Annotated in this window: 16 protein-coding genes; 2 read left to right on the top strand and 14 right to left on the bottom strand. The window is 44.2% G+C overall.

What is annotated here, in order from left to right:
• The first annotated feature begins 54 nt into the window (after nucleotides 1–54).
• On the top strand, nucleotides 55–1290 hold the full coding sequence (locus tag GRQ40_RS08060; RefSeq protein ID WP_159719706.1) for an MFS transporter: 1236 nt from the start codon (nucleotides 55–57) through the stop codon (nucleotides 1288–1290).
• 308 nt (nucleotides 1291–1598) lie between these two features.
• On the opposite strand, the gene xylB is transcribed toward GRQ40_RS08060, so the two are convergent.
• The 9 genes from xylB to GRQ40_RS08015 all read right to left on the bottom strand — a co-directional run bounded on the left by xylB (nucleotide 1599) and on the right by GRQ40_RS08015 (nucleotide 13745).
• A complete protein-coding gene (gene xylB, locus GRQ40_RS08055) occupies nucleotides 1599–3098 on the bottom strand; it encodes a xylulokinase (RefSeq protein WP_159719705.1) in 1500 nt (499 codons plus the stop codon).
• Between the two features lie 18 nt (nucleotides 3099–3116).
• Nucleotides 3117–4451 (bottom strand): xylose isomerase, encoded by a 1335-nt coding sequence (xylA, locus tag GRQ40_RS08050; RefSeq protein WP_159719704.1) that lies wholly within the window; start codon nucleotides 4449–4451, stop codon nucleotides 3117–3119.
• 390 nt (nucleotides 4452–4841) lie between these two features.
• Nucleotides 4842–5477, bottom strand: coding sequence for a YesL family protein (locus tag GRQ40_RS08045; protein ID WP_159719703.1), 636 nt, complete (start codon nucleotides 5475–5477; stop codon nucleotides 4842–4844).
• Nucleotides 5478–5571: 94 nt separating this feature from the next.
• Nucleotides 5572–7689 carry a glycoside hydrolase family 52 protein gene (locus GRQ40_RS08040; protein ID WP_159719702.1) on the bottom strand — a complete coding sequence of 706 codons (2118 nt, stop codon included), beginning with the start codon at nucleotides 7687–7689 and terminating at the stop codon, nucleotides 5572–5574.
• Nucleotides 7690–7969: 280 nt separating this feature from the next.
• Nucleotides 7970–8779, bottom strand: a complete 810-nt coding sequence (locus GRQ40_RS08035; RefSeq protein WP_066147745.1) for a carbohydrate ABC transporter permease — start codon at nucleotides 8777–8779, stop codon at nucleotides 7970–7972.
• A gap of 80 nt (nucleotides 8780–8859) precedes the next feature.
• Nucleotides 8860–9738 (bottom strand): carbohydrate ABC transporter permease, encoded by an 879-nt coding sequence (locus GRQ40_RS08030; RefSeq protein WP_066147617.1) that lies wholly within the window; start codon nucleotides 9736–9738, stop codon nucleotides 8860–8862.
• 76 nt (nucleotides 9739–9814) lie between these two features.
• Nucleotides 9815–11134, bottom strand: a complete 1320-nt coding sequence (locus GRQ40_RS08025) for an extracellular solute-binding protein (RefSeq protein ID WP_066147741.1) — start codon at nucleotides 11132–11134, stop codon at nucleotides 9815–9817.
• 83 nt (nucleotides 11135–11217) lie between these two features.
• Nucleotides 11218–12003, bottom strand: a complete 786-nt coding sequence (locus GRQ40_RS08020) for a response regulator transcription factor (RefSeq protein ID WP_066147613.1) — start codon at nucleotides 12001–12003, stop codon at nucleotides 11218–11220.
• Nucleotides 12000–13745 (bottom strand): cache domain-containing sensor histidine kinase, encoded by a 1746-nt coding sequence (locus tag GRQ40_RS08015; RefSeq protein ID WP_066147612.1) that lies wholly within the window; start codon nucleotides 13743–13745, stop codon nucleotides 12000–12002. The genes GRQ40_RS08020 and GRQ40_RS08015 overlap by 4 nt, the downstream gene beginning before the upstream one ends.
• 428 nt (nucleotides 13746–14173) lie before the next feature.
• On the opposite strand from GRQ40_RS08015, the gene GRQ40_RS08010 reads away from it, so the two are divergent.
• Nucleotides 14174–15364, top strand: a complete 1191-nt coding sequence (locus tag GRQ40_RS08010) for an ROK family transcriptional regulator (RefSeq protein ID WP_066147607.1) — start codon at nucleotides 14174–14176, stop codon at nucleotides 15362–15364.
• Nucleotides 15365–15454: 90 nt separating this feature from the next.
• Here GRQ40_RS08010 and GRQ40_RS08005 read toward each other — a convergent pair whose 3' ends face one another.
• From GRQ40_RS08005 to GRQ40_RS07985, 5 genes are all read right to left on the bottom strand, one after another.
• Nucleotides 15455–16438, bottom strand: coding sequence for an aldo/keto reductase (locus GRQ40_RS08005; protein WP_080861748.1), 984 nt, complete (start codon nucleotides 16436–16438; stop codon nucleotides 15455–15457).
• Nucleotides 16439–16472: 34 nt separating this feature from the next.
• Nucleotides 16473–17522 (bottom strand): aldose epimerase family protein, encoded by a 1050-nt coding sequence (locus tag GRQ40_RS08000; RefSeq protein WP_159719701.1) that lies wholly within the window; start codon nucleotides 17520–17522, stop codon nucleotides 16473–16475.
• 45 nt (nucleotides 17523–17567) lie between these two features.
• Nucleotides 17568–18566: a Gfo/Idh/MocA family protein gene (locus tag GRQ40_RS07995; RefSeq protein ID WP_066147601.1), complete on the bottom strand. Its 999-nt coding sequence runs from the start codon at nucleotides 18564–18566 to the stop codon at nucleotides 17568–17570.
• Nucleotides 18567–18950: 384 nt separating this feature from the next.
• Complete coding sequence (gene araA, locus GRQ40_RS07990) at nucleotides 18951–20441, bottom strand: L-arabinose isomerase (RefSeq protein WP_159719700.1); 1491 nt, start codon at nucleotides 20439–20441, stop codon at nucleotides 18951–18953.
• Between the two features lie 20 nt (nucleotides 20442–20461).
• Nucleotides 20462–22147, bottom strand: a complete 1686-nt coding sequence (locus GRQ40_RS07985) for a ribulokinase (RefSeq protein ID WP_156450506.1) — start codon at nucleotides 22145–22147, stop codon at nucleotides 20462–20464.
• Between the last annotated feature and the right edge of the window lie 4 nt (nucleotides 22148–22151).

Here is a 22151-nt window from a genome sequence, read left to right as displayed (position 1 = left end):
ATGATATATTGTTGACAAGGAAACAAAATGACAACTTTTAAGGAGAGAATCTAAATGTTGAAATTTAGAGCACACAATGGACAGAACAGAGAACAAACCATAGATACAAAGGCTTTACTATTCGGTCTTATGTCCGTGTTTCTTTGCGGTGTAGGCTTCAGCATCATAGCGCCTGTCGTCCCATTTTTAGTGCAGCCTTATATAAATAATCCGGGAGAACAGGCTATCGTTGTTACGCTGTTGACCTCTGTTTATGCGATCTGCGTGTTTTTTGCGGCCCCCGCACTTGGGGCTTTGAGCGACAAATACGGTCGTCGCCCATTGCTCTTAGTATGCCTTTTGGGTTCGGCCATAGGGTACTTCGTTTTTGGTATAGGAGGAGCTCTATGGGTGCTATTTGTCGGGCGCATCATAGAGGGAATCACAGGCGGGAGCATAGGCACGATCTTCGCATATTTCGCAGACATCATTCCTCCGGAACAGAGAACTAAATATTTTGGGTGGATGAGTGCAGTTGTAGGCGCAGGCACTGTCATTGGCCCGACTCTGGGTGGATTGCTTGCCAAGTTGGGGTATTCTGCACCCATGTATTTTGGAACGATCATCACTTTATTGAATGTTGTTTATGGATTCCTTTTTATGCCTGAAAGCCTTGACAAGAATAAAAGACTGAAAGAGATTACCATAGTAAGACTGAACCCATTTACGCAGCTTACAAACATACTTTCCATAAAAAACTTAAATAGGCTGCTTGTCTCCGCGTTCTTGCTTTGGATACCGAACGGATCTTTGCAAGCGGTGTTTTCACAATTTACAATGGATACTTTTAGTTGGAAACCTGCGCTAATCGGACTTATGTTTTCCATTATTGGCATCCAAGACATCCTTTCACAAGGTTTCATCATGCCAAAGCTCTTGAAAAAACGCGGCGATAAACAGATAGCCATTCTTGGAATGGCTTCAGAGATGATAGGCTACATTCTTATTGCGTTATCTGCTTTATTCTCATTCTATCCTCTATGCATCGCTGGAATGTTTATATTTGGTTTTGGCGATTCGATCTTCGGTCCTTCCTTCAATGGGATGCTCTCGAAGTCTGTCGATTCTAGTCAACAAGGAAGGATTCAAGGAGGCAGCCAATCTATTCAGGCTTTAGCAAGAATAATTGGGCCAATTATTGGAGGGCAAATCTATGTATCACTTGGGCATGCCGCACCCGCTTTTATGGGCATGATCCTTATAGCAGCGGCAATACCTGTTTTGTATAAGGGTACGCATATAAATATGTAAACGACCACGTGCTTTATGGAGGCAATGCCCTACCTTCATTTTCGATGATAGAAAGGAACGCAAATGCGGCACATACATCTTCACGTTATGTGTAGGAAATTTCCATTGCCCTTCTTATATCTCCTAAATGATTCATGTAGTGATCAAGAAATATTCTATATGTTAACATTTTTTTAATACCTAAATGGAAATTTAGAATACTCTGCTATACAGAGGTTTTAAGAACCTATAATAAATAGGCGGTGACGCAGGATGAAAACATTTGTCAACAATTTAGGGGTGTCAGCTTTACGCCGACACCCTCTTGTTTAGTTTCGAAACTTCTTTAACTGTTCATTGATTTCTTTTGTCTGTGCATAAATTTGCCGATACACATGGAATAGCTCTTGATAGCGCTGAGCTGCGTCCTCTTGAGGCTCAACCAGCTGTTCGACTTGCTTAAACGTAGCTGCACACTCTTCCAGAGACTCAAACCAGCCGCAGCCGCATGCCGCAATCATTGCTGCCCCTAAACCTGGGCCTTGTTCATTTTTCAGTTTTTCAATCGGTGTATGAAAAATATTAGCTTGAATTTGTAGCCACTCATGACTTTTGGCTCCCCCGCCGATGGAAACGATCGACTTCATTTTTTTGCCGCTCCGCTTTATGATCTCCACCGACTCATTTAAAGAAAAAATAATGCCTTCCATCACGGCACGCGCAAAATCCCACTTTGTATGCGATGCATCAATTCCGATAAAAGAGGCGCGAATATGCGCATCGGCATGCGGTGTTCGTTCCCCGACTAAATATGGCGTAAATAACAGTCCATTGGCTCCGATTGGCGATTCTGCTGCTTGGTGAATCACTTCTGAAAACGAGATTTCCGGCATAAATGTTCGTTTTAACCAATCAAAACTATATCCGGCAGCCAAGGTAACGCCCATAATATAATACGAGTTTGGCTTCGCATGGTTAAAATAGTGCACCTTTCCAGCAAAATCTTTGGTCGCCGTTTGCTCATATGCTAAAACAACACCCGATGTGCCGATGCTGCACATCGTTGTTCCTTCTGATAAAATGCCAGCTCCGATCGCTCCACACGCATTATCCGCTCCACCGGCAAACACCTTGACATTCGCGGAAAGCCCGATCTGTTCGGCAATATCGGAAAGCAGTGTGCCTACATAGCTAGTCGATTCCACAAGAGGTGGACACAATCGCTCATCAATGTCCAGAAGCTCGCAAATTTCTCGGCTCCATGCTTTCTTTCGTATATCCAGTAATAACGTGCCAGCAGCATCGGAATACTCCATTGCCATCTGCCCGGTCAGCCGAAAACGAACATAATCCTTTGGCAACAAAAATGTGTAGGCTTGTTGGTATAACTGAGGCTCATGCTTTTTCACCCACAATATTTTCGGTAAGGTAAATCCTTCTAACGCGCGATTTTGCGTAATAGATAGCAATCGATCCACTCCGACCCGTTCTTCAATTTCAAGGCATTCATTTGCCGTTCTTGTATCATTCCAAAGAACGGCCTTTCGCAGCGCCTCTCCTTTCTCATTTAAGAGCACCAATCCGTGCATCTGTCCGGAAAAGCTTAATCCGCATACGGAGCGCGGATCGATATTGGCTGTTTGTACTACTTGTCTTAACGCAACCATCGTTTTTTCAACCCAATCCTCCGGGTTTTGCTCACTATATCCAGATTGCGGCTGATAGAGAGGGTAAGGCTCCGTCCACTCCCCTCTCACCTGCCCGTTTCGGTCAACAAGCAACACTTTTACCGCACTTGTCCCTAAATCAATTCCGATAACGTATTCCATATGGACCTCTCTCTTTCATTAACGGGATACGCTCAACACGCTGACTTCAAGCAAATATTGGTTGAGCAACGTCTTAAGACGCTCGAGACGGCCGGATGTATTGCGAATCTCACCAAGTTGCAGCGCATATTTTTCTAATTTTTTAAAATCAGCAGTTTCTTCGACAATCTCGCGACCAATGCCTTCCGTATAGCTCTTGTACCGCTCTTCGATCAATTGTTCAAATACGCGGTCTTCAAGCAAACGATGGGCCACTTTCAAGCCGATCGCAAAGCTGTCCATGCCGGCGATATGGGCATAGAACAAATCTTCCGGTTCAAATGATCCTCTTCTCACCTTAGCGTCAAAGTTCAAACCGCCTTTGCCAAGACCATTGTTTTTCAAAATTTCGTACATGGCTAGAGTAGTAGAATACAAATCCGTCGGAAACTCGTCCGTATCCCAGCCTAATAGCGTATCTCCTTGATTCGCATCGACCGAACCAAGCATGCCGTGAATGCGGGCGACTTGTAATTCGTGCTCAAACGTATGGCCAGCCAATGTTGCATGATTGGCTTCAATGTTGAATTTAAAGTAGTCTTTCAGTCCATATGTTTGCAAAAATGCAAGAGCAGTTGCCACATCGAAGTCGTATTGGTGCTTCGTCGGCTCTTTTGGCTTCGGCTCAATCAAAAATTGTCCATCGAAACCAATTTCTTTCGCATAGTCCACCGCCATACGCAAGAAACGGGCCAAGTTGTCAAGTTCCAGCTTCATATCGGTGTTCAGCAGCGTCTCATAGCCTTCCCGTCCTCCCCAGAAGACGTAGTTTTCCGCTCCGAGCCGTTTGGCAATCTCGAGCCCTTTTTTCACCTTCGCTGCTGCATAAGCGAACACATCAGCGTTGCACGACGTCGCCGCTCCGTGGACAAAGCGCGGATGGCTGAACAAATTCGCCGTATTCCAAAGCAGCTTCGTTTTGCTCGTTTTCATGTACTCTTCGATCATGTCGACAATTTCATCAAGGTTTTTGTACGTTTCAGCAAGCGTATCTCCTTCTGGAGCGATATCGACATCATGGAAGCAGAAAAACGGAACGTTCAACTTTTCAAATAGTTCAAACGCCGCCTCGACGCGTGCTTTCGCCAAATCCATGCCGCTGTAATGGTCCCACGGGCGAATCATATTGCCAGCGCCAAACGGATCCGACCCATTTCCGGTAAATGTATGCCAATATGCAACCGAAAACCGCAAATGCTCCGCCATCGTCTTGTCGCCGACCTTTTCTTCCGGATTGTAAAACTTAAACGCTAATGGATTGCGTGACTGTGGACCTTCATACGCAATCGAGCCAATATTCGGAAAATAAACCATATTCAAATCCCCCTTAGCGGTTAATTGATATCAACACGCAAGAATCATATTGCTTCAGTTCCATTATAGCGCGTTCATATTTGTTTGTCTATCAGATAAACAAAGTTTTATCTTTGTTTTCTTATTCGTTTTTCAATGGTGATTTTGAATAATAAACCTCTTCGCATCTCTGTAAAGGCACCTAAAACAAAGTTATTCACCCTCTGTCACACGAATACTTGACGAAGAGATTCACAGGATTTCCTTCCATTACCAATGCTCTACATCTTCAAGCTACGCGTTCATTGGATATATTCTTCTTTTTTGTCCTCATCCCCATCCATATATTCTTTCAGATGGAGATTAGTCTGCTTTTAAATGATTTTTCCATTCGAAACGGATGAACTTGTTTCATTTTGCAAATGATGAATTACTCTCTGATTTTCTTGAATTTTTTTGAAAACTCCACAACGCTCCTGACATGAGAACAAGCGAAAACGCACTTGCTCCGAAAAATGGAAGGAAGCTAGGAACGTAAAGAAAGAAGATCGTCAGCAAAATGATTCCTGTTAGCATTGCCAGTGTAATAAATGGATTGGCGATTCCGATGAAAAAAGCGCACTTCATATACTGTCTAAAACGTAATTGATAATGAACATAGACAGGAAAAATATAGACAGCCGTAATGACATAAAAGATGAGCGCTATAAAGAAAAACAGCGAAAAGATTGTCTGCATCCATTCTTCAGCGTTTACTATAAACCAAAAATCTATATATAAAATATAGGCAGTGCCGCCCAACAGCAGCCCGATCATATTGGAAGGGAGAAATTCTTTTTTATAAGTAGCAAAAAATGTTCGAAAAACAGGGAAATCCATCTTCCCCATCATCCATTTTCTCACCACCGTAAATAGAGCAACAGAAGCGGGGGCTACTCCCGCAACAATCATTCCTATGCATGAAAAACAAATCCATAATAGATTAAGATAGGCTAACTTTACAATCCAATCACACGCAGAATACAGCCAATCTTCTCTTCTATTCATAATCCTTTCCAGTCCCTTCTTCCTCAACGATCAATACAATAAGCACCTTTTCTTTTTTAAAATATTCAAATAGTAATAATGAAGAACAAAGAACTTATTCTCCTTCGTTTAACCATAAAATACTCGTCACGCCGCGCGGGTAATATTTGCTGCCGCTAATTTCACCGGCAATTATTTGGTCGCTCCAGCTCCAAATCGATAGCTCGGGATGTGTGAGCCATGCTATATGCGCCGCATCGGCTTTCTTTCCTAATTCATCCCATTTCCATCCTAAAAGATGCCGCGCAATAAATTGGCACAAATAGATTTTGCTGAGCCATGAATTGTTACTTGTTGATGAAATTTTCCATCCGCCATCCGGGAAGAGGCAAATTCCTTCTCGTAACACATAACGCAAATGTTTGCGCAGCGCTTGAATATATCCCCCAAAGCGGCCGTCGTCTTTTAAAGCCTCATGGCAATTCGTGAAATAAGGGAATACAAGCCCCTCAATGGCCGGAATGATTTTCGAATCATTTCCTTCTCCCATTACGGCCGGAATATACCCGTCATCGGTCACATAGCTGACGATCGTCGCCGCGCATTTTTCCGCCTGCTCCCCAGCCAGTGCGGCTCCTTCTTCCTTGCCGACATCACGGAACAATTTCTCAAGCGCTACATAGGCCGCCCAACATTTGCCCGCCAAATATAAGTTGTTGCGTGCTTGGCCAAGAGAAACGTCTAAACTATCATATGTCGTGATTTCCGCTCCCCCCATCGTACGGCTGCTATCAAGTCCCATTATTCCATTCCGCTTTTGCGGCTGGGGATGATCGCGGCGAATCATGCTTTCCAAGCATTGTTCTAAGATGGGGAGCCGCTGTTGGCGCCATGCCCAATCTTTTGTTTGCTCGATGTATACCGCGGCGCAAAGCACCCAGTTGACGAGTTGTTCGTGCGTCATATGCGAAAAGCAGCCGCTGATTCCATATAGCTCATAAGAAGAATACTGGGGACGGGAAAACGTATTGGCCACTCCCATATCATGAGTGAAGCTGATGCCTCCCGGATATTCTGTTTCCTCTCCCGGAAAGCGGACACGATCCTCATAGCTATACCGTTCAACATATAAATCAAGCACATTTTTAACTGTCCACGGATTCATTTTCAACTCAAAAAACAGCTGATCAACGGTTAAATCAAAGGTATTCATCATGCGATATTCGCCTTCATTGACAACCCAAATCGGCTTCCCTTCATGCTCAAGCAGCTGGGTGTTGCCGTAATAACTTCGAATGGCATGAGCCATCATAAATTTTTGATCGTCGGAGAGCCATGCTTTTTCAATGAGCTCGTTCGAACGGAACGACTGTTCTTTCAACACCTCCACCTGCTCTAACGCATAAAGGCCCACTTCTTCGATATTGTTGAAAAAACGGGTATAGAAATAAGAAGCATCCATTCCCACCGTTGCATAACCGCCACGGTAGAAACAAACGGCAAATTGATATGTTTTCTTCTCCCCAGCTGGCACATCCGCAATTAATGCGCCGATTTTCCCAAGTCCGAACGTCCAGTTTTCTTCGAGCGGAGTCGTCAAAATATCCTCCATACTAAAATGCAAAGCAGAGCGGACGCCTTCATCTTTTGATACAATCCCAACAATCCGGCCTTGGCCAATCCCGCACAGCTCTTGGCACGTTTCATCGATTCGTCTCATCGACGTATACGGATCGGTGCCTTCAAATCCGAAAAATGCCCGTCGCGCTTTTGTTCCGTTTGTATTGTCAATCGTCATCTCGACGATAACGGCTGGGACTAACGCCAGCTTCAGCTCTTCAGCGGTCGCCGTTTTTGGATCCGGCACCGCTTTCACCGGAGAATAAATCGTAAACGTTAAATCTTCCGCTTTCCATGTATCGGTCGCAACACGAAATTCCCGTTCGATGGCCTCTTTGGCAAACGGAAGGAGAATGTTCGGCTTTTGCGGATTCGGATCCGGATTTTCAATATCATATCGTTTGCTTTCATCTTCTCCTGACATTTCTAAAAAGGGAAGGACATGATACAAGCCCGGTTTACTTAACGATTCTATCCCAATCCATACGTTTTGCCGCGGCGGTCGGCCGAGTTCAAGATCCAAGCCCCCGTTCTTTCCTGGAAATCCCAACGTAAAGCTGGCAAACGCTCCAACGGGCGAATGATGGGCGTTAAAAAATATATTTTTAGGCATTGAGCATTATCTCCTTTCTCCCCTAAATGACCTTAAAGCTCGAATGTGAATCATCGACAATCGAGAGCAAATCTATAAAACTGGTTTTGTCGAACAACCAAGATTCAGAAAACAGTGATCCATAGCTCCATCAACGAATGTGTGAAGCGCTTCGTTGGCCAATCACTTCTCGATCGCCGAAAAACCACACACTCCCTTTTAAGCGGAAAAGGCTAAAAAGCTTCGTTTGATTGATCGATCGTTTTCAAGCTATTCGTTCTCTTATGCCATCAAACTCTCTTTATCCCTTAATGGCACCGGCCGTAATCCCTTCGACAATTTTGTCACTGAGAAAAAAGAAAGCGATTAAAATCGGCAAAACACTAATCATCAGCGTGGCACCAATGGCTCCCCAATCGGTCGTATATTGCCCAATAAAGTTTTGAATTCCTACAGTCAAGGTTTTATATTGCTCAGAGCTAATAAATGTATTAACAAACACAAATTCATTCCAGTTGTAAATCATATTAATAATAGTAGTCGTGACAATGACAGGGGATGTCATCGGCAAAATCACTTGGAAAAACATCCGATGGACAGAGCATCCGTCAATAATAGCCGATTCCTCCAATTCGCGCGGCAAGGAATGGTAAAATCCAAGTAAAATCATGATCGTAATCGGCAAATTAAACCCGATATTTGTTAAAATGATCGACATTGGATGGTCAATTAATTGAAGTTTAGTAAAAAAGCCGAATAATGGAATTAGTGTGGAATGCACGGGTATCATCAACCCAACGATAAACATCCCTAGCACCACGTGTTTCAGTCTCCAATTCATGCGCGTCAGCGCGAATGTAGCAAAACTCGCCAACAAGACCGTAAAAATGACTGATACGGCAGTAATCCAAACACTGTTGAAAAAATAACGGCCAATGTCTCCCTCCACCCATACTTTCACATAATTTTCCCAGCGAGGTGGAGACGGAAGCGCCAATAACGGCGTATTAAAAACCTCTTGATTATTTTTAAGCGAAAAGAATAACAGCCAAACAAGAGGAAGGATTTGAAAAATAGCTAAAATGATTAAGATGGCATAAAAAATGGCCATCCCTATTCTTTTCCCTAGGGCTCGAAAGGATGATAACGAAGCTTCCGTTTTTCCTGACACTAGTGCTTCCCCCTTTTGTGCTAATACTGGATTTCTTCATTTGAACGGGTAAGTTTTCTAATCAACCATGTCACTAAAACGCAAATCAGCAGCAATGAAAAAGCGACGGTGCTTCCATATCCGAAATTAAAACTGCGGAATGCCTTTTGGTACATATAAGAAGCGATGACTTCACTCGCGCCGTTTGGCCCCCCGCCCGTCATCACATAGATTAAATCAAAGTATTTTAACGAACCGACAACAGCTAGCACAATCGTGACTTTAACGACTCCCGCAATTAACGGAAGCTTGATTTTATAGGCGAGCTGCCACGGATTAGCACCGTCGATTATTGCCGCCTCCATAATCGATGCGGGAATGCTTTTTAAAGCAGCATAATAAATCAAAATATAAAATCCGGCATATTGCCATATAATCGGAACAAAAATGGAATATAGGGCAATCGAAGGATCAGCCAGCCAGTTTGGCGGATCATCTATTCCTAGAAACAGGAGAAAATGATTTAACATCCCGTTCGATGGGTGATAAATCCGTAACCATAGCTGAGCAATGGCAACTGAAGACAACAGCATCGGAATTAAATAAATTTTTCTTAATAAATGGGCTCCCTTGATTTTTCCTGACAGTACGAGAGAAACCGCCAAATAACCGGCGAGGCTGATCACGGAAAACACCGCCAGCAAAAAGGAGTGGTATACGCTTTTCCAAAACATCTTATCTTTTAGCAGCTCTTTATAATTATCGAGCGCGATAAACTCCATGCGTCCGATGCCGTCCCATTTCATGAAACTGTAATAGCCCGTCATCACGATCGGAATGTACACCAATGTCAAAAGCAGCAGCAAAGACGGCAAAATATAGAGCGCAATGACTTTTTTATCGGACATCATTTTATTCATGCTGTCTCCTCCTTTCTCATTGGACAAAAAGGACATATATGGCATATGTCCTTTTTGTCGTCCTTCTTTTCTCTCATCATTGCGTCTTAGACAGCACTTCTTGATGCTGTTTAGCGAAGTCTTTCGGTGTCACTTCTTCACCAAATAACGATTGGATTAAATTTAAATGTGTTTGCGCTGCTTCCGGGTTCATTTGCACATCGGCAAATAATGTAATATTGCTAGCTTTATTTAATTCATTGAGCACATCGATATACATTTGCGGCAGATCGACATTAGCCGTGTTCACTTTTGTTGCTGGAATGACACCCGCTTTTGTGACTGACTGCTCGCCCCATTTTTCAACGAAAAATCTTACAAACTTTTTCGCTTCCTCCTTCGCTTTCGAATTTTGCGCTACAAACAATCCGACTCCCGGTCCTCCGACCCAGCTATCCACATTTCCTTTTCCGCCTTCAACAACAGGGAATTTAAAGAATCCGACTTTGTCGCGAAACTCCTTTGGAATATCTTCATTTGTTGTAAACTGCGGCAAATCCCATGTTCCCATTAAATACATAGCTGCTTTTTCGTTGGTAAACTCCGCTTTTGCTTCATCGTTCGATAAACCGTTAAATCCCTTGATAAACGCTTTCATTTTGACGAGGTTTTGGACTTCTTCCGCCGCTTTGATTAATCCTGGATCTGCAAATGTACCGCTTCCGTTTATCGCGTTTTTTAACGTGTCAGCGCCGCCGATTCGGTCGGCTAAATACATATACCACATCGATCCTGTCCAGCGATCCTTATTGCCTAACGCGATTGGGGCTACGCCATTTTTCACAAGCGTTTGCACCACATGCTTGAACTCTTCATATGTTTTAGGGACTTCTAAATGATATTTCGCAAAAATTTCTTTATTATAGTACACAGGAGTGATGTTAAGCTCCAATGGAAGGGCATACGTTTTGTTGTCAACCGCATATGCTTCTGTTGTCCCGGAAACAAACTGATCTTTAAGACCACCGTCTAAAACATCATCTAAAGGTGCAAATAAATTCCCTTTCACGTATGGCTCTAAAAATCCTGCCGCCCAAGTCATCCCAACATCAGGAAGCTCATTGGAAGCTGCTAATACTTTTAGCTTGTTTTTATATTGTTCGTTTTCGAGAATTTCCGTTTTGACTGTTACATTCGGATTTTCTTTTTCAAACTCTTTAATAATGTCATTAACAATCATATAGTGCTGCTTTGAGCTTCCGGCAGGCCAAAGATGCATAAATGTAAGCGTCACTTTTTTCCCGTCTTCGGGTGAAGCTCCATTTTCATTGCTTGAGCTGGAGCTAGAGCAGCCTGTGACGGCTAGCGCCAATACGAACATCATGCCGATCAGCCATGAATGCGCTTTCTTTTTCAACAAAGCCATTTCCCCCTTTGAATCTTTTTGGTTTGCTAAGATTATATCATTGGCTGATGGGGAAATAAGGCCACACTCATTGCCTAAAATTCTACTTTTTTTAGATGTTGCTTTCTGAAGCGATAGGGAGTCATTCCTTCAAATTCTTTAAATACTTTAATAAAATATTTCGCTGTTTGATAACCGACAGATTCGGCAATTTCTTCAACAGATAAATCGGTTGCCACCAGCAAGCTCTTGGCTTTCTGTATCCTGCATCTTGTCACATATTCACTAAAGGTCATATCTGTTTCTTCTTTAAAAAGGACACTAAAATAGCTTGCATTCAAATGTACATGCCTAGACACATCGCGCAGGCTCAATGGCTGATGCAAATTTTTATGAATGAACTGTATGGCTTCCCTTACGGAAGAAGAGCGGATATGTTCTTGAATTTGAATGACTTGATGATCGATCATCTGTGCCAGCATTTCTGATTTTTTTCGCTCTTCCAATATCGCCAGCGCCTGTTCCACCGCCTCAATGAGTTTATGTTTGCTGACCGGTTTGAGAAGATAATTGACCACTCCTAATTTGATTGCTTTTTGGGCATAGGCAAATTCAGAGTAAGCGGAAATAATAATCACAACTGGCTTATGCTTGTGCTCCGCAAAGGCCTCGATCAGCTGAAGCCCAGACATTTGCGGCATGCGGATATCTGTTAAGATTAAATGAACGGGGCGCTGTCTCAGAAGCTCGATTGCTTCATCCCCGCTGGCCGCACAAAGAATCTCGCATGTTCCCATCGCCCAAGCATCCAGCGTTTTTTTCAGTCCGATTCGCGCTCTCGGTTCATCATCGACGACTAAAATCGTCTTTACATCCATCATCTTTGTTCACCACGCTTAGGGATTTTCATAGAAACGTGCGTTCCTTTTCCTAATTCACTATGAATGAACAGCCTTCTATCTTCTCCATAATAAAGCTGCAAGCGCCGATTGACATTGATGATCGCCATGCCGCTCCCTTTCAAAAGGGAAAACTCTTTATCATAGAGACGCTTACGGATCTCTTGAACGGTTTGTTCCTCCATTCCATGTCCATTGTCCGTAACTTTAATGATTAAATCAGAGGAATCGCTGTCTTCCTCGATGGTGACCCAAACAGAACCCGGCTCCGCCTTATTGCCGATGCCATGCAAAACAGCATTTTCTACTAGAGGTTGAATCAGTAGCTTAGGAATAGGAATCTCTAAATATTGAAAAGGAACAACCATATTCCATAAAAGGCGGTCTCCCCACCTTAATTTCATGATCTCAAGATAGCGGCGAATATGTTCAATTTCCTCGCGAAGCGTTACCCATTCATCGTTCTTTGAATGGCTAATCGTATAGCGAAACAACTCGGACATATTTAGCACAAATTGCGATAATTCCTCTTCTTCTTTATCGACAAGTGACCAATATAGAGCATCGAGCGTATTAAAAAGGAAATGAGGGTTAATTTGCGCTTGCAGCGCCTTTAGTTCAGTGCGGTTACGTACCAATTCTTTTTCATAAACAACTTGAATCAAATGATTGATGTTGTCTACTAATGAATTGTACGTATTGTTTAATTCATTAATCTCAATAGTAGAAAAAATAGGCGGACTCGGCTTTAATGTCCCGTTTTTTCCTCGCTTCATGATTTTGGTTAGCCTTAAGATCGGCTTGGTGACTATGGTCGAGAGAATAAAGGAGAAGATGAGAAAAATGAGAAAGCCGATAGCTCCTGAAAGTAGGATCGCATTTTTTAAGATCGAGAGGCCGCTTGTCAGCACCTCTACTGGTGTCATCATAACAAGCAACCACCCGGTCAGGGGGGATCGCTGTTTGACCACAATATACTCCTTTCCATCCTGCTTGATCATCCGCTGTTGGGTATGCAAAATAGGAGCAGGATCTCCTTGAAAATTAGAAAAAATAGATTGGAAATCATGATCGACAAGCAGCATATAGCCTTTTTCCTCTGTTTCATTGCTATAAACGTCCGTTAGTTGAAAATAGTCGCGATTCACACGTACTAATAAATACCCTCCTGGAGAAAACCAGCGGTCCATTAAGCGAATTTGCCGAATCGCTAAAAAATCTGAAGAGGCTGGATCTCGTCCAATCCAAACAATCCTCCCCTTCGCATCATTCGCTCTTTGAATCGATAAAGCTCCTATGCGATTGACCAAATCCATTTCATTCAGCGGGAACACTCGTTTGTAATGATTCGTATAAAGTTCAAAGGAATGAATACCTTGGGAATACGTTTGGTACGAATTGACGATTTGCATTAAATATTGCCGTTCGCTAAACCCAAGCAAATGGCCTCCAGCCTCTTTTAAAAGCAATTTTTGTACATACGCGTCTGTCGCCACTTGATTGGTCAATGCATCCAGTTGTCCATAAAGCGCTTCCAATCTGCCGTTTGCCTGAATGGCTGTTTGGCGAATTTGCTCCTCGGCATTTTGTTTTAATAACACCGATACGAAATGAAATGTCATCATTCCTACGAAGAGCAAGACAAATGTCATGACGAATATAAAAACGATTAGAATTTGGTTGCGAAGAGTATTAAAGCGATTCAATTTTTCTCTTATCTTCATATTCAGCAAGACACCTACCATTTATGACGCACATATTACATAGATGAAAGATCGCTCGCAGGATCAGAGCAAATTATAGATGTTTGCGACGGTAGGAGACAAATCACAGACTTGTCTCCTACCGTCATACCTGCATATTGGCGTAGGAAATCGTAACACGGGATGATGCCGCTAACAGAAAGATTCACTCCGTTCTATATCGATGCAGCCCATGGATTCACTCCCCCCGTCGACAGCTTCGTTTTTACAAGCTCACCTATTCTTTCATCCAGCATTTTGAGCAAAAAAATCGTTATTGCTGAACAAGTCTAAATGTTGCAAAATTTAATTTTATTATACCTTTTGTTTGTTTATGTGACAAACAAAGTTTGCCAACCATCTAGAATTGCCGTATAAATTATGATACATTGGTACATAGGGTGATTCATTTGACAAAAGTAACGGGAAATCCACATCTAATTAAAAAAATTAATAAGTCGCTAGTGCTTGAGATGATAAGAACACAGGGTCCTTTGTCGCGAGCTGATATAGCACAGCGTTCCGGACTGAATAAAGGGACGGTTTCTTCCTTAGTCAAAGAATTAATCGAGGAAGAGCTCGTATATGAAATAGGCCAAGGAGAATCAAGCGGCGGACGGCGGCCTGTTCTGCTGCTGTTTAATGAAAAAGCCGGCTTCTCGATCGGCATCGATTTAGGGGTTCACTACATTTTGGGAGTGTTAACAGACCTCCAAGGAAACGTCATAGCCCAAAAGCGAGTGTCTTTTCAAAATAAAGGGTATCAAGCGGTATTGGTTCTTATCAAAGAAACCGTTCTCTCTCTGCTTGAACATATGCCAAAGAGCCGCTACGGATTGGTCGGTATCGGAATGGGCGTACCAGGAATTGTTGATAAAACAGGGACGGTGCTGTTTGCTCCGAATTTATCGTGGAAGGATATCCCTTTAAAACAGGAAATGGAGGCTGTCTTTCATGTTCCTGTCGTCATTGATAATGAAGCCAATGCGGGAGCATATGGAGAAAAACGCCTCGGCGCCGGACAAGAATTCGACCACATTCTTTATGTGAGCGCTGGCATTGGTATCGGTGTCGGTTTGGTGCTTAACGGTGAGCTTTATCGAGGAACGAACGGCTTCGCAGGCGAAAGCGGCCATATGACGATTGACATCGACGGACCCGTTTGCCGCTGCGGAAATAAAGGATGCTGGGAGCTGTACGCCTCAGAACAAGCCATTTTGGAAAAAGCCAAACAGCAGAATGTTGTTTCTGAAACAAAAGAAGTTTCTTTGGAGACTTTATTAAGCTTGGCCAAGCAAAATGATCAAAAAGCCATTCAGTTATTTGCTGAAATTGGCCGCTATTTAGCGATTGGAATCAATAACCTTCTCAACACCTTTAATCCACAGCAAATCATCATCGGCAACCGCCTTTCGATGGCAAAACAGTGGATTAAGCCGGCGATTCAGCAAGCGCTCTCTTCTCGCACTTTGCCGTTTCAGCCAACCCATTTAAGCCTTCATTTTTCTAAGCTATCCATTGATTCAACGGCACTAGGAATGGCTTTGTTTGTCATTGAAGATTTTTTGAAAAAAGGAGAAAAAATACAAGTGTTTCTATAACCAGCTCTCATCGACCGTTGAGAAGCAAGTGACGAGCTGATAACAAACAAGGGGATCCCAGCATGTTTTATGGGATCCCCTTTCTTTTAGTTAATACGCCCCTCGAATAAACGGATGCACTTCGTTTCGATAAAACTCGGCTAATTTTTCCTTTTCCTCTGGGCTAAAGGAAGGAACCATGGCAGCTTGCAAATTGTCCTCCACCTGTTTAATCGTCTTAAATCCTGGAATGACGCATGTAATTGAGTCATGATCTAAAATCCAGCGAAGGGCTGCTCTTGTCATATTTCCTCGGCCATTGGCAATCCACTCTAGCTGTTCGCTGAGCTCTACCCCTTTATGGAACTCAAGGCCGGCAAATGTTTCTCCGACATTGAAATGCTCGCCATTTCGATTAAAGTGGCGATGGTCACCTTCTGCAAACGTTGTCGTTTTTGTAAATTTTCCTGTCAGCAATCCGCTGGCCAGCGGCAGCCGCGCCAATATGCCTACTCCCTGCTCTTTCGCCTGTGGAAGCAGCTTTTCTAAAGGCTTTTGCCGGAAAATATTAAAAATGACTTGCAGCGCTTTGACGTTCGGATTGGCCAAACAAACGAGCCCTTCCTCTACCGTCTCAACACTGACGCCGTAATAACGGATCTTCCCTTCTTGCTGCAATTGATCAAGCACTTCAAACACACGCCCATCCTTCAGCACTTCCAGCGGCGGGCAATGAATTTGATAGAGATCAATCCGCTCACGCTGCAGGCGCTTTAAGCTTCCTTCACAATACTTGCGCACCTGTTCCGCAGAATATGTGCGGAAATCATGAATATCGCCCGCCCGGCAAAATTTTGTGGCGATGTAGATGTCGTCTGCTTTTCCTTTTGTCGCTTTCGCTAGAAGTTCTTCACTGCGTCCATCTCCATATACATCGGCTGTATCGAAGAAATTTACACCAGCTTCAATCGCCCGCTGCAACCCTTTTAGTGCTTCTTCTTCATCCGTCTGTCCCCATGATCCGCCAATCGCCCATGTCCCAAAGCTAATTTCACTTACCTCAAGCTCGGTATTTCCTAAACGGCGATACTTCATGACTTTCTCCCTCCATATGTAAGCATCTATTTTTTTAATCAGCTACGCCAATCTTATACTTCGTTACAGAAGAATAGGTGTCACCTGCACGCAAGATCGGGCTAGGAAAATGCGGATGATGAACAGCGTCCGGCAGTCCTTGTGTTTCTAGGCAAATGCCAAGATATTTCCTTGACGGCACGCCGCCCAAATCCACCCCTTCCGGCAACTGGTTCGACGTGTACACAACGACGCCGACTTCATCCGTCTCAACCGTCAATACCCGGCCGCTCTCTCTGTCATAAAGCACAATCTCGTTGTCATGATGCCGATCCAACCAAAACGGGTGGTCATACCCCCCACCAACCAACTCGATTTGCGGATGTCCGGATGCGACAGCCTCTCGTATGCTCTTTCCTTGCCGCAAGTCAAACGGCGTGCCAGTGACATCTAAGACGCGGCCCGTGGGAATCAGCTCCTCATTCAACTCCAGTACGCGCGAGCTTTGGATCATCAACATGTGATCCAAAATATCACGTTTGCCGTTGCCGCTTAAGTTAAAATACGTATGATTGGTCAAACTCAACGGGGTATCCTGATCGGCGACAGCCCGATACGCAATGCTCCATTCGTTCGCATGATTCAGCGTATAAGTGACTTGGACATGCACTTGGCCCGGATATCCTTCTTCACCATCAGGACTCGTATAAGAAAATTGCACTCCAGCCTCATGATCAGCTTCAATGACTTTCGCATCCCAAATCACGCGATGAAATCCATTGATCCCCCCATGTAAATGGTTCCCATTCTCATTTTTATGAAGCGCATAGGCTGTTCCATTCAACTCAAAAGACGCTTGATGGACTCTGCCTGCTACCCGCCCGATGACAGCGCCGAAATACGGTTCATTTTTTATATAAGGAGTAAAGTCATCAAAGCTAAGTACGATATTTTCATAGTTTCCATGACGATCCGGAGCGATTATTTTCGTAATAATACATCCATAATTAAGGCACGTCACCTCTACGCCGTTGTCATTGATTATCGTAAAAGCGACAATAGGGTGCTCTGACAGCTCTGCCCATTTTTTCTCAATGATTTTCATCGCCGCAGCCCTCCTCCTTTATTAATAAAAAACGCTCGACACTCATCATGCTAGCGGTACTTTTCGTCCCGTCTCTGCCGATATCCGGCATGCCTCCAGCACTCTAGCCTGCTGAAGCATCGCCTGATGGGAGTAGCTTGGCTGCTTTCCTGTCAAAATACATTCAGAAATGTGTTCAACCTCAAGCACATATTGATCGCCCGCCACTATTTCCTCGCGCACTTCGCCAGAAGCGGTTTGCACGACAATCAATCCCTTGCCATCGTGCAAATCGGGCCGATATGCCCGCGGCACGGTCAGCTTTCCCTTTGTTCCAATGATTTCATATTCATTGCGCCAAACGGCTTCAAAACTACAGTCAAATAAAGCATGAACACCATTGTCCATTTTCATCCATCCGCTTGTCGTTACATCAACCGAATACTGGTTGTCATAGCTGGAATGAACGGCTAATTCAACCGGCTCCGCATTTAATAGATAACGAATGGAATGGACGCAGTAGCAGCCAATATCGAACAGGCTTCCGCCGCCTAATTGTGCATTCATCCGGATATTATTTTTGCGTTCCTGAAGATCAAACGAGAAGCCCACTCGAATGGTCTTTATCTCTCCTATTTCACCTGAAGCAAGAATATCTTTCACTCTTTGATGCTGCGGATGAAACTGATACATAAATGCTTCCATCAAAATGATTTGATTCTTTTCACAAGCCGCTACCATATTGCTGACATCTTTTTCACATAAAGCGGCCGGTTTTTCGCACAGCACATGTTTTTTATGTTCTGCTGCTTGAATGGTCCATTCGGCATGCAGACTATTAGGAAGTGGAATATACACAGCATCAATATCAGGATCGTGAAGCAAAGCTTCATAGCGATCATAAGCCTTTGCAATTCCCAGCTGACGCGCCACTTCATGCGCTTTTCCGCTCTCGCTTGCAATCGCTACCACTTCAGCATTTTGCGAACGCTGAATCGCAGGAATCAACGTTTCTCTTGCAATCGCAGCGGTGCTTAAAATCCCCCAGCGGACTTTGGAACTCATCTTCCTTCACCCCTTTTACTAATCAAGACCTATGGTTAGCAGTCGCCTAGCCAACAATATCGCGTTGTTTGAAATTTCTAAAAACGAATCGTAATACTTCCATCATAGCAAGGTTTAGTTAGTTTGTACAGGAAACAAACTAATATATTTATCGACAGGTTCTTTCAACAAACAAAACTAAAAGATCTGCAAATAAACGACCCTTCCCCTTGCTTTATCTGTCTTATTTTTCTAATTCCGTTCAAAATATCAATCTTTATTAATCTCCACCTATTCTCTTCTAATCATCAATTCCCCAATCAATGAGCCCTGGACTGATGAATAAAAAAGACATGAGAAGCAATTTCCTCCCCCATGTCTTTTGATTGCGTTCACTTCAACATCTTAGCGATACCGCCATACTACTTCATTCCACATGAGCTCATTTTTGATCGTTTGCGGTGAAGTGCGCTCATCGATAACTACACATTCAATGCCGCCCATTTCCGCAAAATCTTGCAATTGCTCCGTTGTGACGGCAAACGAGAAGCATGTATGGTGAGCGCCTCCGGCTAAAATCCATGCTTCTGCGGAATCGCGAAGTGACGGGCGTGGTTTCCATAAAACTCTTGCAACTGGGAGATTAGGTATTTCCTTTTCTATTTTAACCGCATCCACCTCGTTCACAATCAATCGGAAACGATGTCCAAGATCAATTAGGCAAGCATTCACCGCTGATCCCGCATCACCATCAAAAACAAGACGGGCCGGATCCTCTTTTCCTCCGATCGACAGAGGATGAACTTCAATTCTCGGTTTTGTTGCGGCAATCGTCGGGCACACTTCAAGCATATGGGCGCCGAGAATCATTTCGTTGCCCGGCTCAAAGTGGTACGTGTAATCTTCCATAAATGACGTTCCTTTGCCATTGGCCATCACTTTCATAAGCCGAACAAGCGCAGCCGTTTTCCAGTCTCCCTCGCCGCCGAAGCCGTATCCTTCCGCCATAAGCCGCTGAACTGCGAGCCCTGGAAGCTGCTTCATGCCATGCAAATCCTCGAACGTCGTCGTAAAGGCAGTAAAGTTCCCATCTTGTAAAAAGGCTTTTAGTCCAAGTTCAATCCGCGCCTGTTCACGGATCGACTCGCGAACAGGCCCTTCTTGGCGGCCGGCTGGTACAATGTTATACAGCTCCTCGTATTCATCAAGCAGCTCGTTCACTTTTTGTTCGGAAATATCGCGGATGTATTGGACTAAATCCCCAACGCCATAGCCGTTGACCGACCAACCGAATTGGATTTGCGCTCCAACTTTGTCCCCTTCAGTAACTGCTACTTCGCGCATGTTGTCGCCAAAACGGGCCACTTTTAGATTTCGGCTTTCCGCAAAAGCGACAGCCGTCCACATCCATCCTGCCATTTGCTTAAGAACATCCTTCTCCTCCCAATGACCAACGATCACTTTCCGGGCGATCCCCATTCTCGCGCCGATAAATCCGTATTCCCGATCACCGTGGGCTGATTGATTTAAGTTCATAAAGTCCATATCAATGCGATCCCATGGAATGTCACGGTTAAATTGAGTGTGGAGATGCAATAGCGGTTTTCTTAGCTGCGACAGACCGCCAATCCACATTTTCGCTGGAGAAAATGTATGCATCCATGTGATCATCCCCGCACAAGCGTCATCGGCATTCGCTTCTATACAAAGCCTACGAATGCCATCTGCCGTTGTAGCAATTGGTTTCAACACTATTTTAAATGGAAGAGCGCTATCCTGATTGAGCCCTTCCGTTATTCTGTTGGCATGAACCTCCACTTGGGATAATGCCTCTTCCCCGTATAAATGTTGGCTTCCTATGACAAACCAAAATTCATATGGACGTAACTGTAGCATCCAATCTCTCCCCTCATTGATTAAACATTGGATTCTTCTAATCTTGCGTTTTCTTTCAATGCTTTTAATCGCTTCATCACATGATTTCCGCCGCGCCCAAAATAGTCATGAAGCTTTACATACTCTTGATAAAGCTGCTCATAAATAGCCACATTTTCCCGTATCGGCTGAAATACTTCATCGCGGACCCTTCCCATTTTTTGCGCCGCCTCTACAATCGATTCATATCCGCTGTTTTCTTTGCCGGCAGCGACGGCTGCAAACATCGCTGCTCCAACAGCCGGGGTATGCTTAGAAGCTGCCACTTTAATAGGACGATTCGTTACATCGGCATAAATTTGCATAAGCAATTTATTTTTTTGCGGCAGTCCACCGCACGCATAAAGCTCCTCCACTTTGACACCGCTTTCAACAAAAGCATCAATGATTCTCCGTGTGCCAAATGCCGTCGCTTCAAGCAAAGCTCGATAAATTTCTTCAGGTTTTGTCAGCAATGTATAGCCAACGATGAGCCCCGTTAAATCGGCATCGACCAGCACCGAACGGTTGCCGTTCCACCAGTCCAAGGCAAGCAGCCCGGTTTCTCCCGGCCGATAGGCAGCAGCCCGCTTTTCGAGCCATTCGTGGACGTTGCCCCCTTCTTTTTCCGCCGCTTCTTTGACATATGCCGGAACGCCTTGTTCGACATACCAAGCAAAAATATCACCGACCGCTGATTGTCCTGCTTCATAACCGAGATAGCCAGGGATGATTCCGTCTTCAACGACACCGCACATTCCTTCCACATGTTTCTCTTCTGTTCCGAGCAGCATATGGCAAATAGAGGTTCCCATCGCCATGACAAGCTTTCCGGGTTCTACCACACCAACTCCAGGTACAGCGGCATGGGCATCGACATTTCCTACGGCGACCGCTGTTCCTGGAAGCAATCCCATCATTGCCGCCATTTCATTGCTCAGTCCGCCCGCTTTAGTTCCGAGAGGAATGATTTCGCCGCGCAACTTCGTTTCTGTTAAGTGTTCCAGCCGCGGATCAAGCGCTTGGAAAAACTCCTTGCTTGGATAGCCGTCTTGTTTATGCCAAATCGATTTGTAGCCTGCCGTGCAACTGTTCCGCACGATTTGTCCCGTCATCTTGAAAACAACCCAGTCAGTCGCCTCTAAAAAGAGGTCGGTTTGCTCGTAGATGTCCGGCGCCTCATTTAAAATCTGCCAGATTTTCGCAATCATCCATTCGGATGAAATTTTCCCACCGTATCTCGGCAAAAATGCTTCTCCTCTTTTGGCAGCGATCTCATTTAACTTGTTCGCTTCACCTTGAGCCGCATGATGCTTCCATAATTTGACCCAACTGTGCGGCCGATGCTTAAAGTTCGGTTGGAAACAAAGCGGCTCGCCGAAAGCATCAACCGGTAACATTGTACATGATGTAAAATCAATGCCAACACCAATCACATCCTCAGGACGAACACCCGACTTTTGCAAAACGGCAGGAACCGCCGTAGCTAATACTTCGATATAGTCTCCGGGATGCTGGAGCGCCCAGTCTGGCTCCAGCTTTATATTCGATTCTGGCAGTGCTTCATCGATCACTCCATGAGCATATAAAGTAACATGATCGGCGATTTCGTTTCCCTCTAAATCGACAAGAACCGCTCGCCCAGACTCCGTTCCATAATCAATGCCAATCACATATTTCATCATGATATCC

The organism is Anoxybacillus sp. PDR2, from assembly GCF_009834045.1.
In the GTDB taxonomy this organism is placed as follows: Bacteria; Bacillota; Bacilli; order Bacillales; family Anoxybacillaceae; genus Anoxybacteroides; species Anoxybacteroides rupiense.
This window is presented reverse-complemented; position numbering and strand designations above follow the sequence as displayed.